The sequence below is a fragment of the Dolichospermum sp. LEGE 00240 genome (assembly GCF_015207875.1).
In the GTDB taxonomy this organism is placed as follows: domain Bacteria; phylum Cyanobacteriota; class Cyanobacteriia; order Cyanobacteriales; family Nostocaceae; genus Dolichospermum; species Dolichospermum gracile.
On record NZ_JADEVZ010000026.1, the window covers coordinates 36,451 to 51,400 of the forward strand.

The 14,950-nt window shown below is 37.5% G+C and carries 16 protein-coding genes; 10 read left to right on the forward strand and 6 right to left on the reverse strand.

Annotated elements, in window-relative coordinates; all coding sequences use genetic code 11:
- The first annotated feature begins 49 nt into the window (after positions 1-49).
- The 4 genes from IQ226_RS10970 to IQ226_RS10980 all read left to right on the forward strand — a co-directional run bounded on the left by IQ226_RS10970 (position 50) and on the right by IQ226_RS10980 (position 2,996).
- Positions 50-670, forward strand: coding sequence for a hypothetical protein (locus IQ226_RS10970; protein WP_193895303.1), 621 nt, complete (start codon positions 50-52; stop codon positions 668-670).
- A gap of 953 nt (positions 671-1,623) precedes the next feature.
- Positions 1,624-1,779 (forward strand): hypothetical protein, encoded by a 156-nt coding sequence (locus tag IQ226_RS25090; protein ID WP_228039369.1) that lies wholly within the window; start codon positions 1,624-1,626, stop codon positions 1,777-1,779.
- Positions 1,780-2,109, forward strand: coding sequence for a DUF3368 domain-containing protein (locus IQ226_RS10975; protein ID WP_228039370.1), 330 nt, complete (start codon positions 1,780-1,782; stop codon positions 2,107-2,109).
- Positions 2,110-2,228: 119 nt separating this feature from the next.
- Positions 2,229-2,996 (forward strand): Uma2 family endonuclease, encoded by a 768-nt coding sequence (locus IQ226_RS10980; protein WP_193895305.1) that lies wholly within the window; start codon positions 2,229-2,231, stop codon positions 2,994-2,996.
- A gap of 545 nt (positions 2,997-3,541) precedes the next feature.
- On the opposite strand, the gene IQ226_RS10985 is transcribed toward IQ226_RS10980, so the two are convergent.
- The gene (locus IQ226_RS10985) at positions 3,542-3,796 is read right to left on the reverse strand and encodes a hypothetical protein (RefSeq protein ID WP_193895307.1); all 255 of its coding nucleotides are present in this window, start codon (positions 3,794-3,796) and stop codon (positions 3,542-3,544) included.
- Positions 3,797-3,870: 74 nt separating this feature from the next.
- Between IQ226_RS10985 and IQ226_RS10990 the strand changes: the two genes are divergently transcribed.
- Entirely contained in the window at positions 3,871-4,473 is a 603-nt protein-coding gene (locus tag IQ226_RS10990; RefSeq protein WP_193895309.1) for a DUF3318 domain-containing protein, read from the forward strand.
- An 83-nt stretch (positions 4,474-4,556) separates the two neighbouring features.
- On the opposite strand, the gene IQ226_RS10995 is transcribed toward IQ226_RS10990, so the two are convergent.
- On the reverse strand, positions 4,557-5,399 hold the full coding sequence (locus IQ226_RS10995; RefSeq protein ID WP_193895311.1) for an Rpn family recombination-promoting nuclease/putative transposase: 843 nt from the start codon (positions 5,397-5,399) through the stop codon (positions 4,557-4,559).
- 279 nt (positions 5,400-5,678) lie between these two features.
- Between IQ226_RS10995 and IQ226_RS11000 the strand changes: the two genes are divergently transcribed.
- The 5 genes from IQ226_RS11000 (at position 5,679) to IQ226_RS11020 (ending at position 10,633) form a co-directional block, all read left to right on the forward strand.
- Positions 5,679-6,845 (forward strand): pyridoxal phosphate-dependent aminotransferase, encoded by a 1,167-nt coding sequence (locus IQ226_RS11000; RefSeq protein ID WP_193895313.1) that lies wholly within the window; start codon positions 5,679-5,681, stop codon positions 6,843-6,845.
- A 33-nt stretch (positions 6,846-6,878) separates the two neighbouring features.
- Positions 6,879-7,526 carry a histidine phosphatase family protein gene (locus tag IQ226_RS11005; RefSeq protein ID WP_193895315.1) on the forward strand — a complete coding sequence of 216 codons (648 nt, stop codon included), beginning with the start codon at positions 6,879-6,881 and terminating at the stop codon, positions 7,524-7,526.
- Between the two features lie 166 nt (positions 7,527-7,692).
- Complete coding sequence (locus tag IQ226_RS11010) at positions 7,693-8,718, forward strand: glucokinase (RefSeq protein ID WP_193895317.1); 1,026 nt, start codon at positions 7,693-7,695, stop codon at positions 8,716-8,718.
- Between the two features lie 153 nt (positions 8,719-8,871).
- Positions 8,872-9,486: a hypothetical protein gene (locus IQ226_RS11015; RefSeq protein ID WP_193895319.1), complete on the forward strand. Its 615-nt coding sequence runs from the start codon at positions 8,872-8,874 to the stop codon at positions 9,484-9,486.
- Between the two features lie 811 nt (positions 9,487-10,297).
- Positions 10,298-10,633 carry a hypothetical protein gene (locus IQ226_RS11020; RefSeq protein ID WP_193895321.1) on the forward strand — a complete coding sequence of 112 codons (336 nt, stop codon included), beginning with the start codon at positions 10,298-10,300 and terminating at the stop codon, positions 10,631-10,633.
- 96 nt (positions 10,634-10,729) lie between these two features.
- Here the strand turns inward: IQ226_RS11020 and IQ226_RS11025 are convergent, their stop codons facing one another.
- The 4 genes from IQ226_RS11025 to hpsB form a co-directional block, all read right to left on the reverse strand.
- Entirely contained in the window at positions 10,730-11,803 is a 1,074-nt protein-coding gene (locus IQ226_RS11025) for a M48 family metallopeptidase (protein WP_193895323.1), read from the reverse strand.
- Between the two features lie 86 nt (positions 11,804-11,889).
- Positions 11,890-12,474 (reverse strand): type II secretion system protein, encoded by a 585-nt coding sequence (locus IQ226_RS11030; RefSeq protein ID WP_193895325.1) that lies wholly within the window; start codon positions 12,472-12,474, stop codon positions 11,890-11,892.
- A 441-nt stretch (positions 12,475-12,915) separates the two neighbouring features.
- Positions 12,916-13,986 carry a hormogonium polysaccharide secretion pseudopilin HpsC gene (hpsC, locus tag IQ226_RS11035; protein WP_193895327.1) on the reverse strand — a complete coding sequence of 357 codons (1,071 nt, stop codon included), beginning with the start codon at positions 13,984-13,986 and terminating at the stop codon, positions 12,916-12,918.
- A 168-nt stretch (positions 13,987-14,154) separates the two neighbouring features.
- The gene (gene hpsB / locus IQ226_RS11040; RefSeq protein WP_193895329.1) at positions 14,155-14,904 is read right to left on the reverse strand and encodes a hormogonium polysaccharide secretion pseudopilin HpsB; all 750 of its coding nucleotides are present in this window, start codon (positions 14,902-14,904) and stop codon (positions 14,155-14,157) included.
- Positions 14,905-14,950: the final 46 nt, after the last annotated feature.

A 14,950-nucleotide genomic window follows, 5' to 3' on the forward strand; every position in this document is an offset into this window, starting at 1 on the left:
GTACAGAAGCAGAAGATTTGGGGAGAAGTTTGCGGGAAGGTTATAAGAAATGGCTTATAGTGACTTTACTCTAGACAGAATCACTAAAATATTTGGCATTAATATTGAAGAAAGAACAAATGTTTTCACTGCTTTCGACCAGTTAACAGTTGATGCTTTTTTTATCAAATACTTGCAAAATAATATTCCCTTAGCTCAAGCAATTAGTACGGAGAAAGCCAAATCAGAAATGATTATTGCGCCTGTTTTAATTGAAGTAAGAAGATTATTAGATAATAAAATTAGTTTATTCTCAGGAATTGATTTTAATGTGAATCTTGAGCAAGGTTTAAATGGATTTTGCGATTTCTTAATCGGTCTTTCATCTCAACAGTTATATGTAACATCTCCTGTGATTGCTTTGGTGGAGGCGAAAAATGATAATCTTAAACAAGGATTCGCTCAATGTATTGCAGAAATGATTGCTGCTGCTCAATTAAATCAATCGGAGGGAAATAATATTGAAAATATTTATGGTTGTGTTACCAATGGCAATCAATGGGTGTTCTTGCAATTAACTGGTAATCTAGTGGTAGTTGATTTAGATGAGTATTATATAAATCAACCAGAAAAAATTATTAGTGTATTTGTGAGTCTAATTAAGTCAGAATTCAATCGGAAACAAATCTAGTTTTTGAAAGAAATTAGATCAACCTAACTGCTATTGAAAAACAGAAGACTACTGGTAATACCTGAGTTCGACATAACGATAATTTTTGGAAAACTGCCCCAAATATGAGTCTCAAACCCTGATGATCTCCTTGAAAAAATCATAACTCTGTTCGCGTAGCGTCTCCGAAGGAGAAACTCCTAACTCCGAACTCAGGTATGCCCAGATCCCTGGATCTGAAACTCCAGAGTGGGGGTAATTGAGATATACTTTGTTGATCTTGAAAGCGATCGCTAATTTATGAAATCTCAAATTGGTCATTGGGGAAATTCTTTACTCCCGGTTCGCTCATTTTTTTTGGAGTTCGAGAAATTGCCAAAAAAACAAGAAATCCAGGTGTCGTAATGGTTTTAGCGATTTCCCAAAATTTAGCTTGAACTACCACATCCGGTGCTAAAACTCTATTTTTATACGAACTGCTTGCAGCAGCGCTTCGCTATCGCATAAAGTCTGTAGGGTAGTACATTTTTATCAAAGCCGAAAACCCTGATTAAATCGTTCAGCTTTTTGGTAACTCGATTTTAAATGGGCGAACCGGTAGTTAATTTTCAGAAAAGCGGTCTATTTTTTTTGAGCAATTATTCATTCTCTGATTACTATATGATAAATAAACAAGATAAATTGAGAAGACTATCAAGAATCTATCAAACAAATCCGCCACTTTCCCCTAAGAGGTTGTTTGAAAAGTATTAGATGAAACCGATAATCTCTAGAAACCTAACCCCCCTTCCCTACAAGGAAATCGGGGTTTCAAAGCCTCTCCCCGCGTCGGGGAGAGGTTTGGAGAGGGGTTTATTTATACATTAAAAACTTTTCAAACATCCCCTAAAGAAACATTGTTAGGGCAAGTGGTTTAAAGATTAAAATAAAAATGTAGAGGTAGGAGATTTTGGTAATGGCGTTAACAATTTTAGATGAGCGATACTACGCCAATTAGCGAGTTGGCAAAAGTGGATCATCTTGATTTATTGCCAAAACTTTTTCGTAAAGTTGTGATTCCCCAAGGTGTATTTGATGAATTGCAAGTAGGTAAGCATCCAGCAGCAAAACTTGTTCAGGATTTGTCTTAGTTGGAGGTTGTAACGGTAGATAATCAGCAGGTGGTTAGGGAGTTACAACAATCGTTTAAGTTAGATTTAGGAGAGTCAGAAGCTATTGCTTTAGCAGAAGAAATTAGTGCTTCTCAGTTATTAATTAATGAAAGGGCTGCCAGGAAGGTGGCTATGGCTCGAAAATTACCTTTAATTGGGACTGTGGGGATTTTGCTGTTAGCGAAGCGTCGGGGTTTGTTGGATAGTGTTAAGGATGTTTTAGATGAAATGCAAGCACAGGGAATGAGAATTTCAGATCGGCTTTATGTGCAGGTTTTGACTTTAGCACAGGAAAAGGACGGGGAATAATGAATAAGTATGAAACCCATATTCTGCACTTTATTTATAATATGCGAATATTGCGTTTCTAAACCGAATCATCTTGCGACATAATAGAAATAGAAATTCTATCTTTAGGATTGTTAAGAATGTATCAAACAGATCCGCCACTTTCCCCTAAAGAAACATTACCGACAATGTATGATCTTCCTAGCGAAGACCCGGAGGAACCTGGTTTGCCAGATCAATTTCATTTATTCCAACCACAATTATTAGCAGAAACATTCCGTCCTCCTAACTATCCTAGCGACCAAATATTTACAGGAAGTGATCTGAATCTTTACTATGATTTGCGTCATCCTTCATGGTATAAACGTCCAGATTGGTTTGCAGTGTTAGGTGTTCCCTCTCTTTATGACAAAAGAGATTTACGGTTAAGTTATGTAGTTTGGCAAGAAGCGGTTAATCCGTATATTGTCGTTGAATTACTCTCACCGGGAACAGAAAAAGAAGACTTAGGGCAAACATTAAGAGATGTCGAAAAACCTCCTGGTAAATGGGAAGTTTACGAACAAATTTTAAGAGTACCCTATTACGCCATCTTTGATCGTTATAAATCTGAATTTAGAATGTTTCAGTTAACAGGCGCTCGTTATGCTGAAGTAGACTTATCAGATTTCCGGTTTTGGATTCCTGAAATAGAATTAGGTTTAGGAGTGTGGCAAGGAAGTTATAAAAATGTAGAAATGCCTTGGTTACGTTGGTATGACAAAGACGGTAATTGGATGTTAACCAGCACAGAGGAGGAAAGACAGAAAGCTGAACAAGAAAGGCAAAAGTTAGAACAAGAAAGGCAAAAAACCGAAAGATTAATTACCCAACTTCGTGCGCTTGGTGTTGAACCAGATTTAGATTGACACTCTCCGGTCTAAAGACGCGGAGATTCTATAGAGAGTTTCAGTCTATATCCCTCAGTTATCCCAGTTTCAGGCAGGGTTCCTTAAATATTTGGGTTCTTGCCCTGATTTCCTTGGCCCTCGCGGGCGAAATCATATCTGACAAGCGTAACTTTCCGAGAGTCCCTCGGTAGCTTTTTATGTCTTTAGTGACAATTTAATTCTATCACGAATATGGATTAAAAGAATGCAGAATTTAGAATTTAGAATTTAGAATTACGTTTTGCAACGGGGATTTTACCCAGACGCAAAACCCGCCGCTTGTAGAAGCAGGGGACTTTAACCCCCAAAGGTAACTTAAAATTTGAAATAATTTCAAATTTTCAAATTAACGTCAATGCAGGATAAAGGAAAGCCTCTAGCCTTCATCCCTTGTCTAAAGCCCAAATGTGGCTGACTGAGTCAGCCACATTTTCAAGGGTTTTCGGCGTTCTTCCTTATAAACAAAATCTCTCGTTCCCAGTCTTCGACTGGGAATGCCATATAGAGGCTCTGCCTCAAAGCAGTTAATTATTTTGATTTTGCTTAGATAAATCCGTCGGTGGTCTGTCATTACTCCAAGCCCACCAGACATAACTGCATTGACAATGATAGAATTCTTGCCACTTCCGACGACGTTCTGGGGTAGTGACGGGAGACCTTCTATTTAACCACACATTAACAGCATCTCGACTACCAGCATGGCATTTGGGGCAATGGAATTGATAGGCGTGTACGGCTTGATTAGTCCATTCTGGCGGATTGGGATCAAAAGCGTCCATATAAATATAAAGTGGAATAGAGTGTAATCTTAGTAGTCATTGAATATACATAATTATGACTAATAATGGATGTTATGGAACCAAATATTGAAATTCGTCGGTTGTTGGATGTCATGCCCGCTTCTGGGCGAATGATGACTAAAATCGTCAGTAAACCAGAACAAAAACAGGTAATAGATGCGGCTTTTCCCCTACCATTAAGTCAAGCCAGACCAATATATATTAATTTCGATTTATGGAGACGGTTGACAAAACCTCAACGGGATTTACTTCTATTGCAAAGAATATCCTGGTTAATAGGGGTGAAATGGTTACAACCTAATATCTATCAAGGTGCCGTGTTAGCAGGTCTTGTGGGCGGAATACTCGAAGCGGTTCAGGCTGATGTGGTAGGTGTGGTCATAGCCGGAGGATTAAGTGCTGTAGCAGCTATACGAATTTGGCGCACCAATAAATCCCAAGAGTCAGAATTAACTGCTGATATAGCGGCTATTAGAATCGCCCAAAGACGAGGTTATTCAGAAACAGAAGCCGCCCAACATTTGTTAACAGCTATTGAAGCAGTAGGAACAATAGAAGGGCGTTCTGGTTTAAATTTTAGTGAATTAATTCGTTGTCAAAACTTGAAAGTAATTGCCGGTTTATCACAAGTTGGTATTCCTAAAAACTATCAATAGATTTACAGTAATTGAAATTTATGTAAGGGTTTGGGATTGTGCTTTACCCTTACCATAACCAGCAATTTGGCATCAAAAATACTTTAGTTTTTAACTGCTGCTAACCAAATCTGTAAATCATTTAAACTGGTAAAATCTAACAATGCCTCACTCAAATTTTCCATGACGGGTAAAGGTAAAGCGGAAATAGAACCGCGTATTGCTTCCGGCAATTCTCCAAACCGTTTTGTTAATAGTCGAATAACTAGATTTAAAGTTGCTTGTTCTATTCCTTCTTGTTTAATTTCTCTGTAAGCGCGACTTTTTTCTAGTGAAATTCCTAGCATGACTTCAACCTCCCTTAAAGTAAGTTCTTCAAATTTGTACATCATTATTGTCGTGATCATTTCTATTATGACCTGACTTAATAAAGATGATGTTTCTTGATTACTTTTTGTTAACAAATACCTGGCTGCTTCTGGGGCTTGACTTTCTTCTAATGTTGTCAGTACCATTAATGCTACCCATACAGGTAATTGGTGAATATCTCCCAATTCATCTAAGTATATTCTATGCACTTGGTCGCTGTTTAGCAATGCCCGATGAGGATAAATATCACTTTGTTCTGTGTTGCGAGATGGATAAATTACGACTGCTTGCCAATCACTAAATCTATTGCGGTTACGATAGAAATATAAATGAGATTCGGCAAATACTCTTTCATAAAGTTGTTCATCTTTCTGAAATTGTACCTCACAAAAGTATACTACTCCTGGACTATCATTTTCTGGTGGTAAAAATACCCCATCAATTTCAAATTTGGGTTCTTTAACTGCTACGGAATCGAATCTATAGGAGTCGGCATTGTTTGGCGGTTGCGCTAATAGTTGAAATAGCACAGATGGATATTGTTGGAATAGTTTATAAAAAATGGAATCTCTACGCATGAAGCAACTGATATACTTAAAAAATTGGATAAATGGTGATACTCTATAATAAAATATAGCGTTTCCTAGTCTATCCGTTTACAAAATTATCTGCGTTTATCTGCGTCCATCATCTTCTATCTGCGGTTAAGTAGGTGAACACAATAAAACCAAACTGTGTAAAGAAATGTAAAATCGCCCAAACCCTCTTCACTCTTGCCTTGCCATAACGACAATTTTCAACGCCAACCTACTTAATTCTTTATTACTGTACATACTAAACATACATTTTCAAGAGTTATGAATTATAAATTATCACGAATGGCAGCGATTCAATCGCCAATTATTCCGGTGGTGGGAGAATTAATTAGAAACTCTCCAGGAACAATTTCTTTAGGACAAGGTGTGGTTCATTATCAACCACCATATACGGCAATGGAATTATTACCAAAATTTCTTGCTGAACCTAAAAATCATCTTTATCAAGCTGTTGTGGGGATTCCTGAATTATTAACAGTATTAGCAGCAAAGTTATCAAGATTTAATGGTATTGATATCAATGAAGAAAACGCTATTGTGGTGACAGCAGGTAGCAATATGGGGTTTATAAATGCTATTTTAGCAATTACTTCTCCTGGTGATGAGATTATTTTAAATACTCCCTACTATTTTAATCATGAAATGGCGATTAAAATGGCAGGTTGTCATCCGGTATTAGTTGGGACAGATGCAAATTATCAATTAATTCCTGAAACCATAGCTGCTGCAATTACAAATAAAACCCGTGCGGTGGTAACGATTTCTCCAAATAATCCGACGGGTGTTATTTATTCAGAAACAGCATTAAAACAAGTTAATGAAATTTGTCGAGAAAGGGGAATTTATCATATTAGTGATGAGGCTTATGAATATTTTACTTATGAAGGTGTAAAACATATTTCGCCGGGGGCATTTGCGGGCAGTCATCAATATACAATTTCTCTGTTTAGTTTGTCAAAAGCTTATGGTTTTGCTAGTTGGCGAATTGGTTATATGGTAATTCCTGAACATTTATTAATTGCTGTGAAAAAAGCTCAAGATACTATTTTAATTTGTCCACCTGTGGTTTCTCAGTATGCAGCTTTGGGGGCTTTACAAGCAAAAGATGATTATTTAAAAGATAATATTGGGACTATTGCTAAAGTTCGAGAAATAGTAATTAATTCCCTACAATTACTTCAGGATTTATGTACAATTACACCAGCTAATGGTGCATTTTACTTTTTATTGAAAGTACATACAAAAATGAACGATTTGGAATTGGTGAAAAAACTGATTCAAGAATACAAAATAGCGGTGATTCCGGGAACAACCTTTGGGATGGAAGATGGTTGTTATTTGCGGGTTGCTTATGGGGCGTTACCAGCAGATACAGCTAAAGCAGGTATAGAAAGATTAGTCAAAGGTTTGCAAAGTATCGTATTATAGCCACATAACAAAAATTAACATTCGGATTTTCCCATGAGTCAAATAGTTTGGATAGCAAGACACGCTAACCGCCTTGATTTCGTATATCCAGATTGGTTTCTAACCGCCGAAAGACGGTATGATCCACCTTTGTCAGATGATGGGATGATTCAGGCGCAGCAGTTAGCAAAGCGACTCAAAGGGGAAAAAATCGCCCATATTTTTGCGTCTCCGTTTTTGCGAACTGTCCAAACAGCGAATGCGATCGCTGAAGTTTTGGATTTACAGATTAAACTAGAAGTAGGTTTGAGTGAATGGCTTAATCCCGAATGGATGACTGAAGAACCGGAAAAACTCTCAACTTCAGCTTTAGTCAAATTATTTCCCAGAATTGATACCAGTTACACATCACGTATAGCCGCAAAATACCCGGAAACTCATCAACAGGTGCGGGAACGTTCGGCGCAAACTGCCAGGTGTTTATCTACTGAATTTTTCCCCCATGATATCCTATTGGTGGCACATGGCGCGTCTGTCTTGGGTGCAGCAATGGGATTTGTGGGAGACATAGCCAAAAGTGAAGTTAAAGCTTCTCTATGTTCTTTGGTAAAAGTTGTCCGTCAAGATTCAGAATGGTTATTAGCACTCAAGGGCGATACTTCCCATTTGACGAAAATTGAAGAATTGGTGCGATTTGTGTAAATATTTAAGGGGGATTTTCTCTCAATCACAATTGACGCTATAGCAAGAGTCACCGAGTCAGGAGTTAAGAGACTTTTAACTTATGGCTTTTACTGTAGATTCTGTATCTCATTCAAGTGCATATCGCTACAACTGGGCAAAAGTAACCTACTAATTGATAAATTTTATGACATTGCTACTGGCCGGAGATATAGGCGGAACAAAAACTATTTTGCGTTTGGTGGAATTTTCGGAAACACTAGGGTTAAAAACTCTGTATGAAGAGAGTTTTCGCAGTGGGGATTTTCCTGATTTAGTCCCCATAGTGCAAAGGTTTTTGACTACAGCTAATTCTAGCACACCCGAAAAGGCTTGTTTTGCGATCGCAGGACCAGTAGTGGAAAACACCGCCAAGTTGACCAATTTAGCCTGGTTTCTCGATACAAATCGGTTAACTCAAGAATTGGGTATTTTGTCAATTTCTCTAATTAATGACTTTGCGGCTGTTGGTTATGGGATTTTTGGGTTAACAAAACAGGATTTACTAACTTTACAAGTTGGTAAATATCAACCAGCAGCACCAATGGCTGTAATCGGTGCGGGAACTGGATTAGGACAAGGATTTTTGATTAAACAAGATCATGAATATCAAGTCTTTCCTTCCGAGGGTGGCCACGCAGATTTTGCCCCCCGGAATGAATTAGAATTTCAACTGTTGAAATATCTAGTAGATAAACATAATATTCAACGAGTTTCTGTCGAAAGAGTGGTTTCCGGGTTAGGAATTACCTCCATTTACCAATTTTTACGAGATCGGAAAATAGCCACCGAATCACCAGAAATTGCCCAAGCAGTCAGAACTTGGGAACAAGAAGCACAGACAACCGAAAAAACCGCTGATCCAGGGGCATTTATTGGCGCTGCTGCACTCCAAAAAAGCGATCGCCTTTGCGAACAAACCATGCAATTATTTATCGAAGCCTACGGTGCAGAAGCCGGGAATTTAGCCCTGAAACTCCTACCCTATGGCGGATTATACATTGCTGGTGGGATCGCCCCCAAAATCCTCCCCTTAATGCAAAATGGTAGTTTCCTCTTGAATTTTACCCAAAAAGGCAGAATGGGTTCTCTCCTCGAAGAAATCCCCGTGCATATAATTCTTAATCAACAAGTGGGATTAATTGGTGCAGCTTTATCTGCCTCTAGGTTATAACTAGCAACGTCAGGAGTTAGGAGTCACCGAGTCAGGAGTCAGAATATTTGATAAATCGGTAGATTATTTATTAAATAGTAATTGCTGAACACTGATAGCTGAATGTTTATTTCTTAATAACAGTGAAATCTGCATCTACAAATTTCATAACTTATGAATAGCAAAATTTTACTATCTTTCATTGCTGCCACCTTGTTATCTAGTAGTTACGCTGTAGCTAAGGTGCATTCATCTAAACCAACAACTAATTCAACAATTGCCCCTAAAAAACCTATTGTTCCCACAGTCATACAACCCAAATGGCGAACATTTACCTCCCCAGATGGATATTTTACCGTATTAATGCCAGGAATGCCCAAGGGAAAAACCCAAATTCAAAAAACCCACATGGGCAAAATAAAATTAGAAATATTTTTAATCCAACCACCCCAACAAGAAGCTGCATATATAGTCACATATAATGAATTTCCTGATAGCTATGTCCAAATGACTAACCCCCAAACAATCATGGATCAAGCCCAATATGTAGAACTCACAACCACCAAAAGTAGATTACTAAATCAGCGCAATATTCGCAGTTCTAACTTTCATCCCGGTAAAGAAATTGAATATGTGAATGCGATCGGTAAAATTACTAAAACCAGAATGTTTGTTGCTCATGGTAGATTATATAAAGTTATGGCTATAGTCTCCAAAAAACAACATGATACTCTCAATAAAACTATTACAGGCTATTTAGATTCCTTTCAATTGGTTGTCAAACCTTAGAGGATGTTTGAAAAGTTTCCGGCGATTAGAAATCGCTACTACACAAACAAAGTCCACCTGCGTGGACTAACGAAAAATCAAGGTTTTTGAACCCACGTATCCCTTACGGGACCGAAGGAATAGGTGGGTTTCGTCTGTGTAGCTGCGACTTCTAGTCGCCCTTGCAAGTAATAAATTAGACTTTTCAAACACCCTCTTAATTGAGAATGAGTAATCTCGGTAAAATATTCAGGAGTCCCAAAACAATACTGTTCGGTTAAGGTTAAAAAATGAAAATATCTAGGTTGGGTTGAGAAAACCCAACATCTTCAAAAATTTGTTGTTTTTATACAATAGGTTGTTTAAGTAGAAAATTTCGTTAACCGAACAGTATTGAGTCCCAAAAGATGATCATTACTGAAGTATGATAAATTGGAATTTCTTTGTTTATACATTAAAACGGTATTTTGTCAAGATAATTTAGATGCGTTTCCCCTGGTTTGGGATTGAATATAAATTATTAAGATTTATGAAATAAATTCTCATAATCTTATAGTTATAATAAAATTTAATAATTAATTTGCGTTATTTATCGAATACTGTTTTAGACAAAAAAACCTACAAATACTTACCTGTCACCTGTGCCCGTGGTGTAGTACCTGTCACATCCCCTCACAGACAACTTTTTCAGCAAACCCTAATTATAGGCTTTTGATCAGCAAACAGTATGTCTAATTATTGACCGCAGATAACGCAATCAAATGTAATATTACACCGTAATTGTTAACAATTTCGGCAGCATTCACGACTATTCAAACCAGGAGCATTTTTTATGGGCTTTATCAAAAATATCATTGCGGGTATTGTGGGTTTTATTACTGGATTGTTTAGCAATAAGGGTAATAGCTACTACCTAGAACTCAAGGAAGAAGCTAATGTTACTCAATCTCCAGCAACAGTAGCAGCACAACCCACACCAAAAATTGAACCAAAAGCTACACCAGCAGCAGTAGAAGTTACTAAGCCCGAACCAGTTAAAATATCAGTCCCCACTGAAGCCAATTTCGCCACCAAATATCTCATTCCTACTAATAGTCCTCGTCGTCGTCCTGGGGTAAATATGAATGTCTTTTTAGATATGGCACGTCAAGTCAAAACTCCTGGATAAGTATCAAAAAGATTATAAATCGTCGCTATATTAGTCCACGCAGGTGGACTTTGTTTGTGTAGTAGCGATTTATAATCGCCAATACTTTCAAAACACCTACAAAGCATTTTTAGCAAAGATAATCCCACTATATAAATGAAAAGCTGCATCCCAATAACTTTGTTCTGGGCGAAATAAATTAATGTGAGATGGGATTTGTTTGAGAATGTCTGTTTGGTCTATAACTATTTGTGCAAAGGGTTTAAAATCTGACCACACCTTAACTTCAGGTAACTGATTTTCAACCCAGGTCATTAAATTATTCCAGTTCATTCTTATAGTATTATGGTTAGCTTGAGATTGAGTTTCTAAACCTTGCTGAAATTCATAGCCTTGATCATAGATTCGCAAAATACTCCGTCTATTTGGGAGATGTAAATCACAAAATTGAGCATAATCTTGAGTTTTAGTTTTCCGTTCTAGTTTACCTCTAGCATTAACATCTACAACTTGTTCAAAAATTGGTAAAAGTCCCATTACTCTATTGGTAACTTCTGATAAATCAAATCTCATCGAACCAGTTTGATTTGCTTCATTTTGACAGACTACTTTGATTTGCGATTTATTTATTGATAAATGTTTAACTTGAAATACTTGAATTTGTTGAATTTGGGGAATTTTTACCCAGAAACAGGGAATACCAGCCTGTTGTAATTGTGTTCCATAGAATGCTAATTCTCCAACTTGAGCAATGCGATAAACCCGCCAATTTTGGCTAGGTAATATCATTCTTGCTGTGTAAGCATCTACCTGCATGATTTGGGCAAAATTGCTGGCTGCGATGGTTTTCAGTTCGTTATTAATCGGTTCTAAAACTAATATTCCCAATTCCTTGTTATCAGGTGCGGTTGTTGCTTTAACTATAGCTCTTTGTTTTTCTTCTTGTTTAACTTCTTCTAATCGCTGTAAACCTTGACGAGCTTGAGAAATAATTTTACTATGAGTTGTGGTGCGAAGTAATTGACGATATACTTTTTCAGCTTCTGGGAATTGATGAGAAACTTCTTTTAACTTACCAAAATACAGTTGTACCCAAGGATTTTCTGGTGATTCTATCAGTAGTTTCTGAAGTAATTTAGCTGCTGTTTGATAATCTTTACATTCAAAAGCTTTAATAATTTGATCAAGCATATAATAGGTTTTAATAAAGGATATAGATCCCGATATAGATCCCCGACTTCTTAGAGAAGTCGGGGATTTGGCTGCATCTGGCTGAATCAATAACAATACCTGTTTCCGCTATCAGGTGTAGGATTTTCCTTAGCAGTTCGCATTGCGCCTAGTATGGTGGAAATGAAAACACAACGCTTGGCTTTACCACCAGATTTACTGGATAGGGTAATTCTACCAAATGGCGGTTTCACTGTCCCAAGATGATCAAATGGGACTCTTCTTACACCATTAGGCAATTTGTCTAATGTGGATTCATCTTCATCTAACTTCACACTAGCATCTAAGTCGTTCCATTGAGCATTAGATGGGTCAATTGTAGCCGCATGAACTGCCCATTGGAGAATATTATTTTGTTCTCGGAAACTAGCGTGGTAAGTCAATTTTTCCTTTTTGGCTTGGCTTTGAGCTTCACGCATGGCTCGATAAACTTGATCTTGGGCAATATTTAAGTGGTGAACGTTGATAAACCCTAACCAGCTTGGTGCTGCGATCGCTGATAAAACACCAATCATCAAAAACACTACTATCATTTCTATCAAGCTAAAACCAGCGTCTAGACCAATATATCTTTGACGATGATGCTGTAATAACTTGATCTGTAAATTTGCAATTTTATAATTAGTAGCCATTATTTATTCTAGGACTTACGCACGCTCACTAATTTACCATAATATGAATGAACGAAATTGCGTCGTTTTCGGCTTTGGGAATAACTTATTGAGTAGGGTGCGTCAGATAGAGGGAATCTGTTTTTTTGTCAAAATATCCTGTCTGACGCACCCTACAAGGGATAAAATTTACCTCACATATTTGGGGAATCTTGTCAATGCGTAAATCCTAATTCCTAATAATTGAAACTATAGGACTCCTATTTAGCTGAGTTCGACATAAGATAATTTTTGGAAAACTGCCCCAAATATGAGTCTCAAACCCTTATGATCTCGTTGAAAAAATCATAACTCTGAGATCCGAACTCCTAACACCAAACTCAGGTGTTCCCAGTTAAGAGTTCCCTGTTCCCTGACCACACAAGTAAATTCACAGAATCAAACCGGACTCCTATATTTTATTTATTGAGTGTATAAGAAACCACGAGCTTGAACAATGGCACTAACTGTAGGAAAATAAGTTTGTTGCTTTTTGTCAGTGTAATCTATACTATTCGATTGCAAACGGGCTAAAGCATTACCCCGGATAACAATCTGTGCTGTAGAAATTACTTGCCCTTGATTAATATAATTACTAACACAGACATAAAAACTGGTCATTGTTGTACTGGATATTGGTGTTATGGTAACACCTGGTTGGTTAGCATCAGGAGGGCATGATGCTGTTGATATTGTTATACTGGGACTATTTGTAGTGGGAGTTGCTGGTGGCACAGTTTGATCAATATAGTCAACTAGCACCTGGGGAGTATCCGTATAACTTGTTGTTAAGTTGGGATAATTGGTGGTATCAGGCGATCGCCATTGATTCATTTTCTCAGTTATATCACCCGTTGATCTGTCTAGGTTAAACGGCACAAAACCACCATCAGGACAATTAGCAGTATCAACAAATTTAAGACTTGTATCATAAGAACCAGTGCAAGTCGTCCCCGTACTGTTACTGATACTGCGAACACCATCTTTAATTTGCCATCTAGCAATCCGAGCCGCTTTAGACCAAGTTGTACTACTATCCTTAATCAAATAGTACGCAACTAAGGAATAAACAAAAGCATCATCTTTTGTCCCTGCGTCCGTAGAAATGACATTTGAGACTAATTCTCGCTTCCAGAAAACCAGTATAGGGACTCCATTTGTTACTGTACGCAAAGAATCCTTAATCCCACTATTTGCGGCTGTGGCACTGTAATTTCTAGTAACACCATTGTAATCATAGATATAAACAGCTTGTTGTAAATCACGAGTAATGAAATCCATTGCTATTTGTAATTCTTGCTCAGAACTCGTCTTAGCTTGCTCCCTTTTGTCTGTATTCATAACGCTTACCATTAGTCCAAACAATGGTGTCAAGACTAAAAATGCCATTACCAAGCCTATTAACAGTTCCATGAGGGTAAAACCACAATCTCGGTTTGCTACCCTAGAAAATTTCATCCATCCTTTAAGCAAGAAATTAATTGGTTTAAGCATATTCCAGTTTCACCTTTGGTAAATTTGATCATCTCATTTAATTAAAATAGTTAATGCAGGCATCTTTCCTGCTCAAAGCGTAAAAATAGGACTGACCTTTGTAGGGTGCGTCAGACCCGATAATCTAACAAAAAACAGGTTTCCCCTATCTGACGCACCTACTCGTTTTTAGTTACAAGGTTTAGTATCAGAACCAGCTTTAAAACCCAAGCGGTTACATAAAGCCTTAAAACTTGTATTAGCATTAGCTACATCAGCAGCCATTTCTAGAATCGGCGCTTGTTTATTCCCTGAACCAGCGGTAACAACTCCTTGTGTATTCTTCGTAGTACCTGTATTGGCTAAAACAGTTTTCGTGAAATCAATATCTTGGCGATATACTCTCACCGCTAAACGATAGCCCTTATCATTACTAGTATCAGGAGTAGGAGTAGGATCACTAACAAGGACTCGACCCGCTTGAATGTAAAACAAATTCTTTTGATCAGAGTCACTAGAACAATCAGGTGTCAGAATAATCCCATCACTTTGAACACAATATAGAGTTGTTGCTGTTGTAGGAACGGACATATTCGTACTGCTAATCAAATAGTCATTGATTTTGGTGCTATTTGTAATGCTTCTAGATGAAGATGAAGATGCAGTGGAATCAATCTCCTTAACTGTAGTTATATATTCGGTTGTACCATCCGTTGATTGTGTGGCTATTCTTCCAGACCTGACCGCATCAATAAATGACGTTGCAGCTTTTGAACCTAATTCTACCCTGCGAGACTGAACACGAGTTGCTGTAGCTAGAATCAAAACTGGTGCGATCGCCAACATTAAGGCAGAAGCCACAATCATGGCAACTAACGACTCAATAATAGTAAAACCAGCATCTTTATTAATATTCCGTTTCCCTATAAGTTGCACCATTGTTAATCACCAAATCCTTATTTATATACTCAAAATGGCTTAATTA

Bases quoted from the DNA above. Each gene is read 5' to 3' on its own strand.
- IQ226_RS10970 (WP_193895303.1), top strand. From the start codon at position 50: ATGGCTTATAGTGACTTTACTCTAGACAGAATCACTAAAATATTTGGC.
- IQ226_RS25090 (WP_228039369.1), top strand. From the start codon at position 1,624: ATGAGCGATACTACGCCAATTAGCGAGTTGGCAAAAGTGGATCATCTT.
- IQ226_RS10980 (WP_193895305.1), top strand. From the start codon at position 2,229: ATGTATCAAACAGATCCGCCACTTTCCCCTAAAGAAACATTACCGACA.
- IQ226_RS10985 (WP_193895307.1), bottom strand. From the start codon at position 3,796: ATGGACGCTTTTGATCCCAATCCGCCAGAATGGACTAATCAAGCCGTA.
- IQ226_RS10990 (WP_193895309.1), top strand. From the start codon at position 3,871: ATGGAACCAAATATTGAAATTCGTCGGTTGTTGGATGTCATGCCCGCT.
- IQ226_RS10995 (WP_193895311.1), bottom strand. From the start codon at position 5,399: ATGCGTAGAGATTCCATTTTTTATAAACTATTCCAACAATATCCATCT.
- IQ226_RS11000 (WP_193895313.1), top strand. From the start codon at position 5,679: ATGAATTATAAATTATCACGAATGGCAGCGATTCAATCGCCAATTATT.
- IQ226_RS11005 (WP_193895315.1), top strand. From the start codon at position 6,879: ATGAGTCAAATAGTTTGGATAGCAAGACACGCTAACCGCCTTGATTTC.
- IQ226_RS11010 (WP_193895317.1), top strand. From the start codon at position 7,693: ATGACATTGCTACTGGCCGGAGATATAGGCGGAACAAAAACTATTTTG.
- IQ226_RS11015 (WP_193895319.1), top strand. From the start codon at position 8,872: ATGAATAGCAAAATTTTACTATCTTTCATTGCTGCCACCTTGTTATCT.
- IQ226_RS11020 (WP_193895321.1), top strand. From the start codon at position 10,298: ATGGGCTTTATCAAAAATATCATTGCGGGTATTGTGGGTTTTATTACT.
- IQ226_RS11025 (WP_193895323.1), bottom strand. From the start codon at position 11,803: ATGCTTGATCAAATTATTAAAGCTTTTGAATGTAAAGATTATCAAACA.
- IQ226_RS11030 (WP_193895325.1), bottom strand. From the start codon at position 12,474: ATGGCTACTAATTATAAAATTGCAAATTTACAGATCAAGTTATTACAG.
- hpsC (WP_193895327.1), bottom strand. From the start codon at position 13,986: ATGCTTAAACCAATTAATTTCTTGCTTAAAGGATGGATGAAATTTTCT.
- hpsB (WP_193895329.1), bottom strand. From the start codon at position 14,904: ATGGTGCAACTTATAGGGAAACGGAATATTAATAAAGATGCTGGTTTT.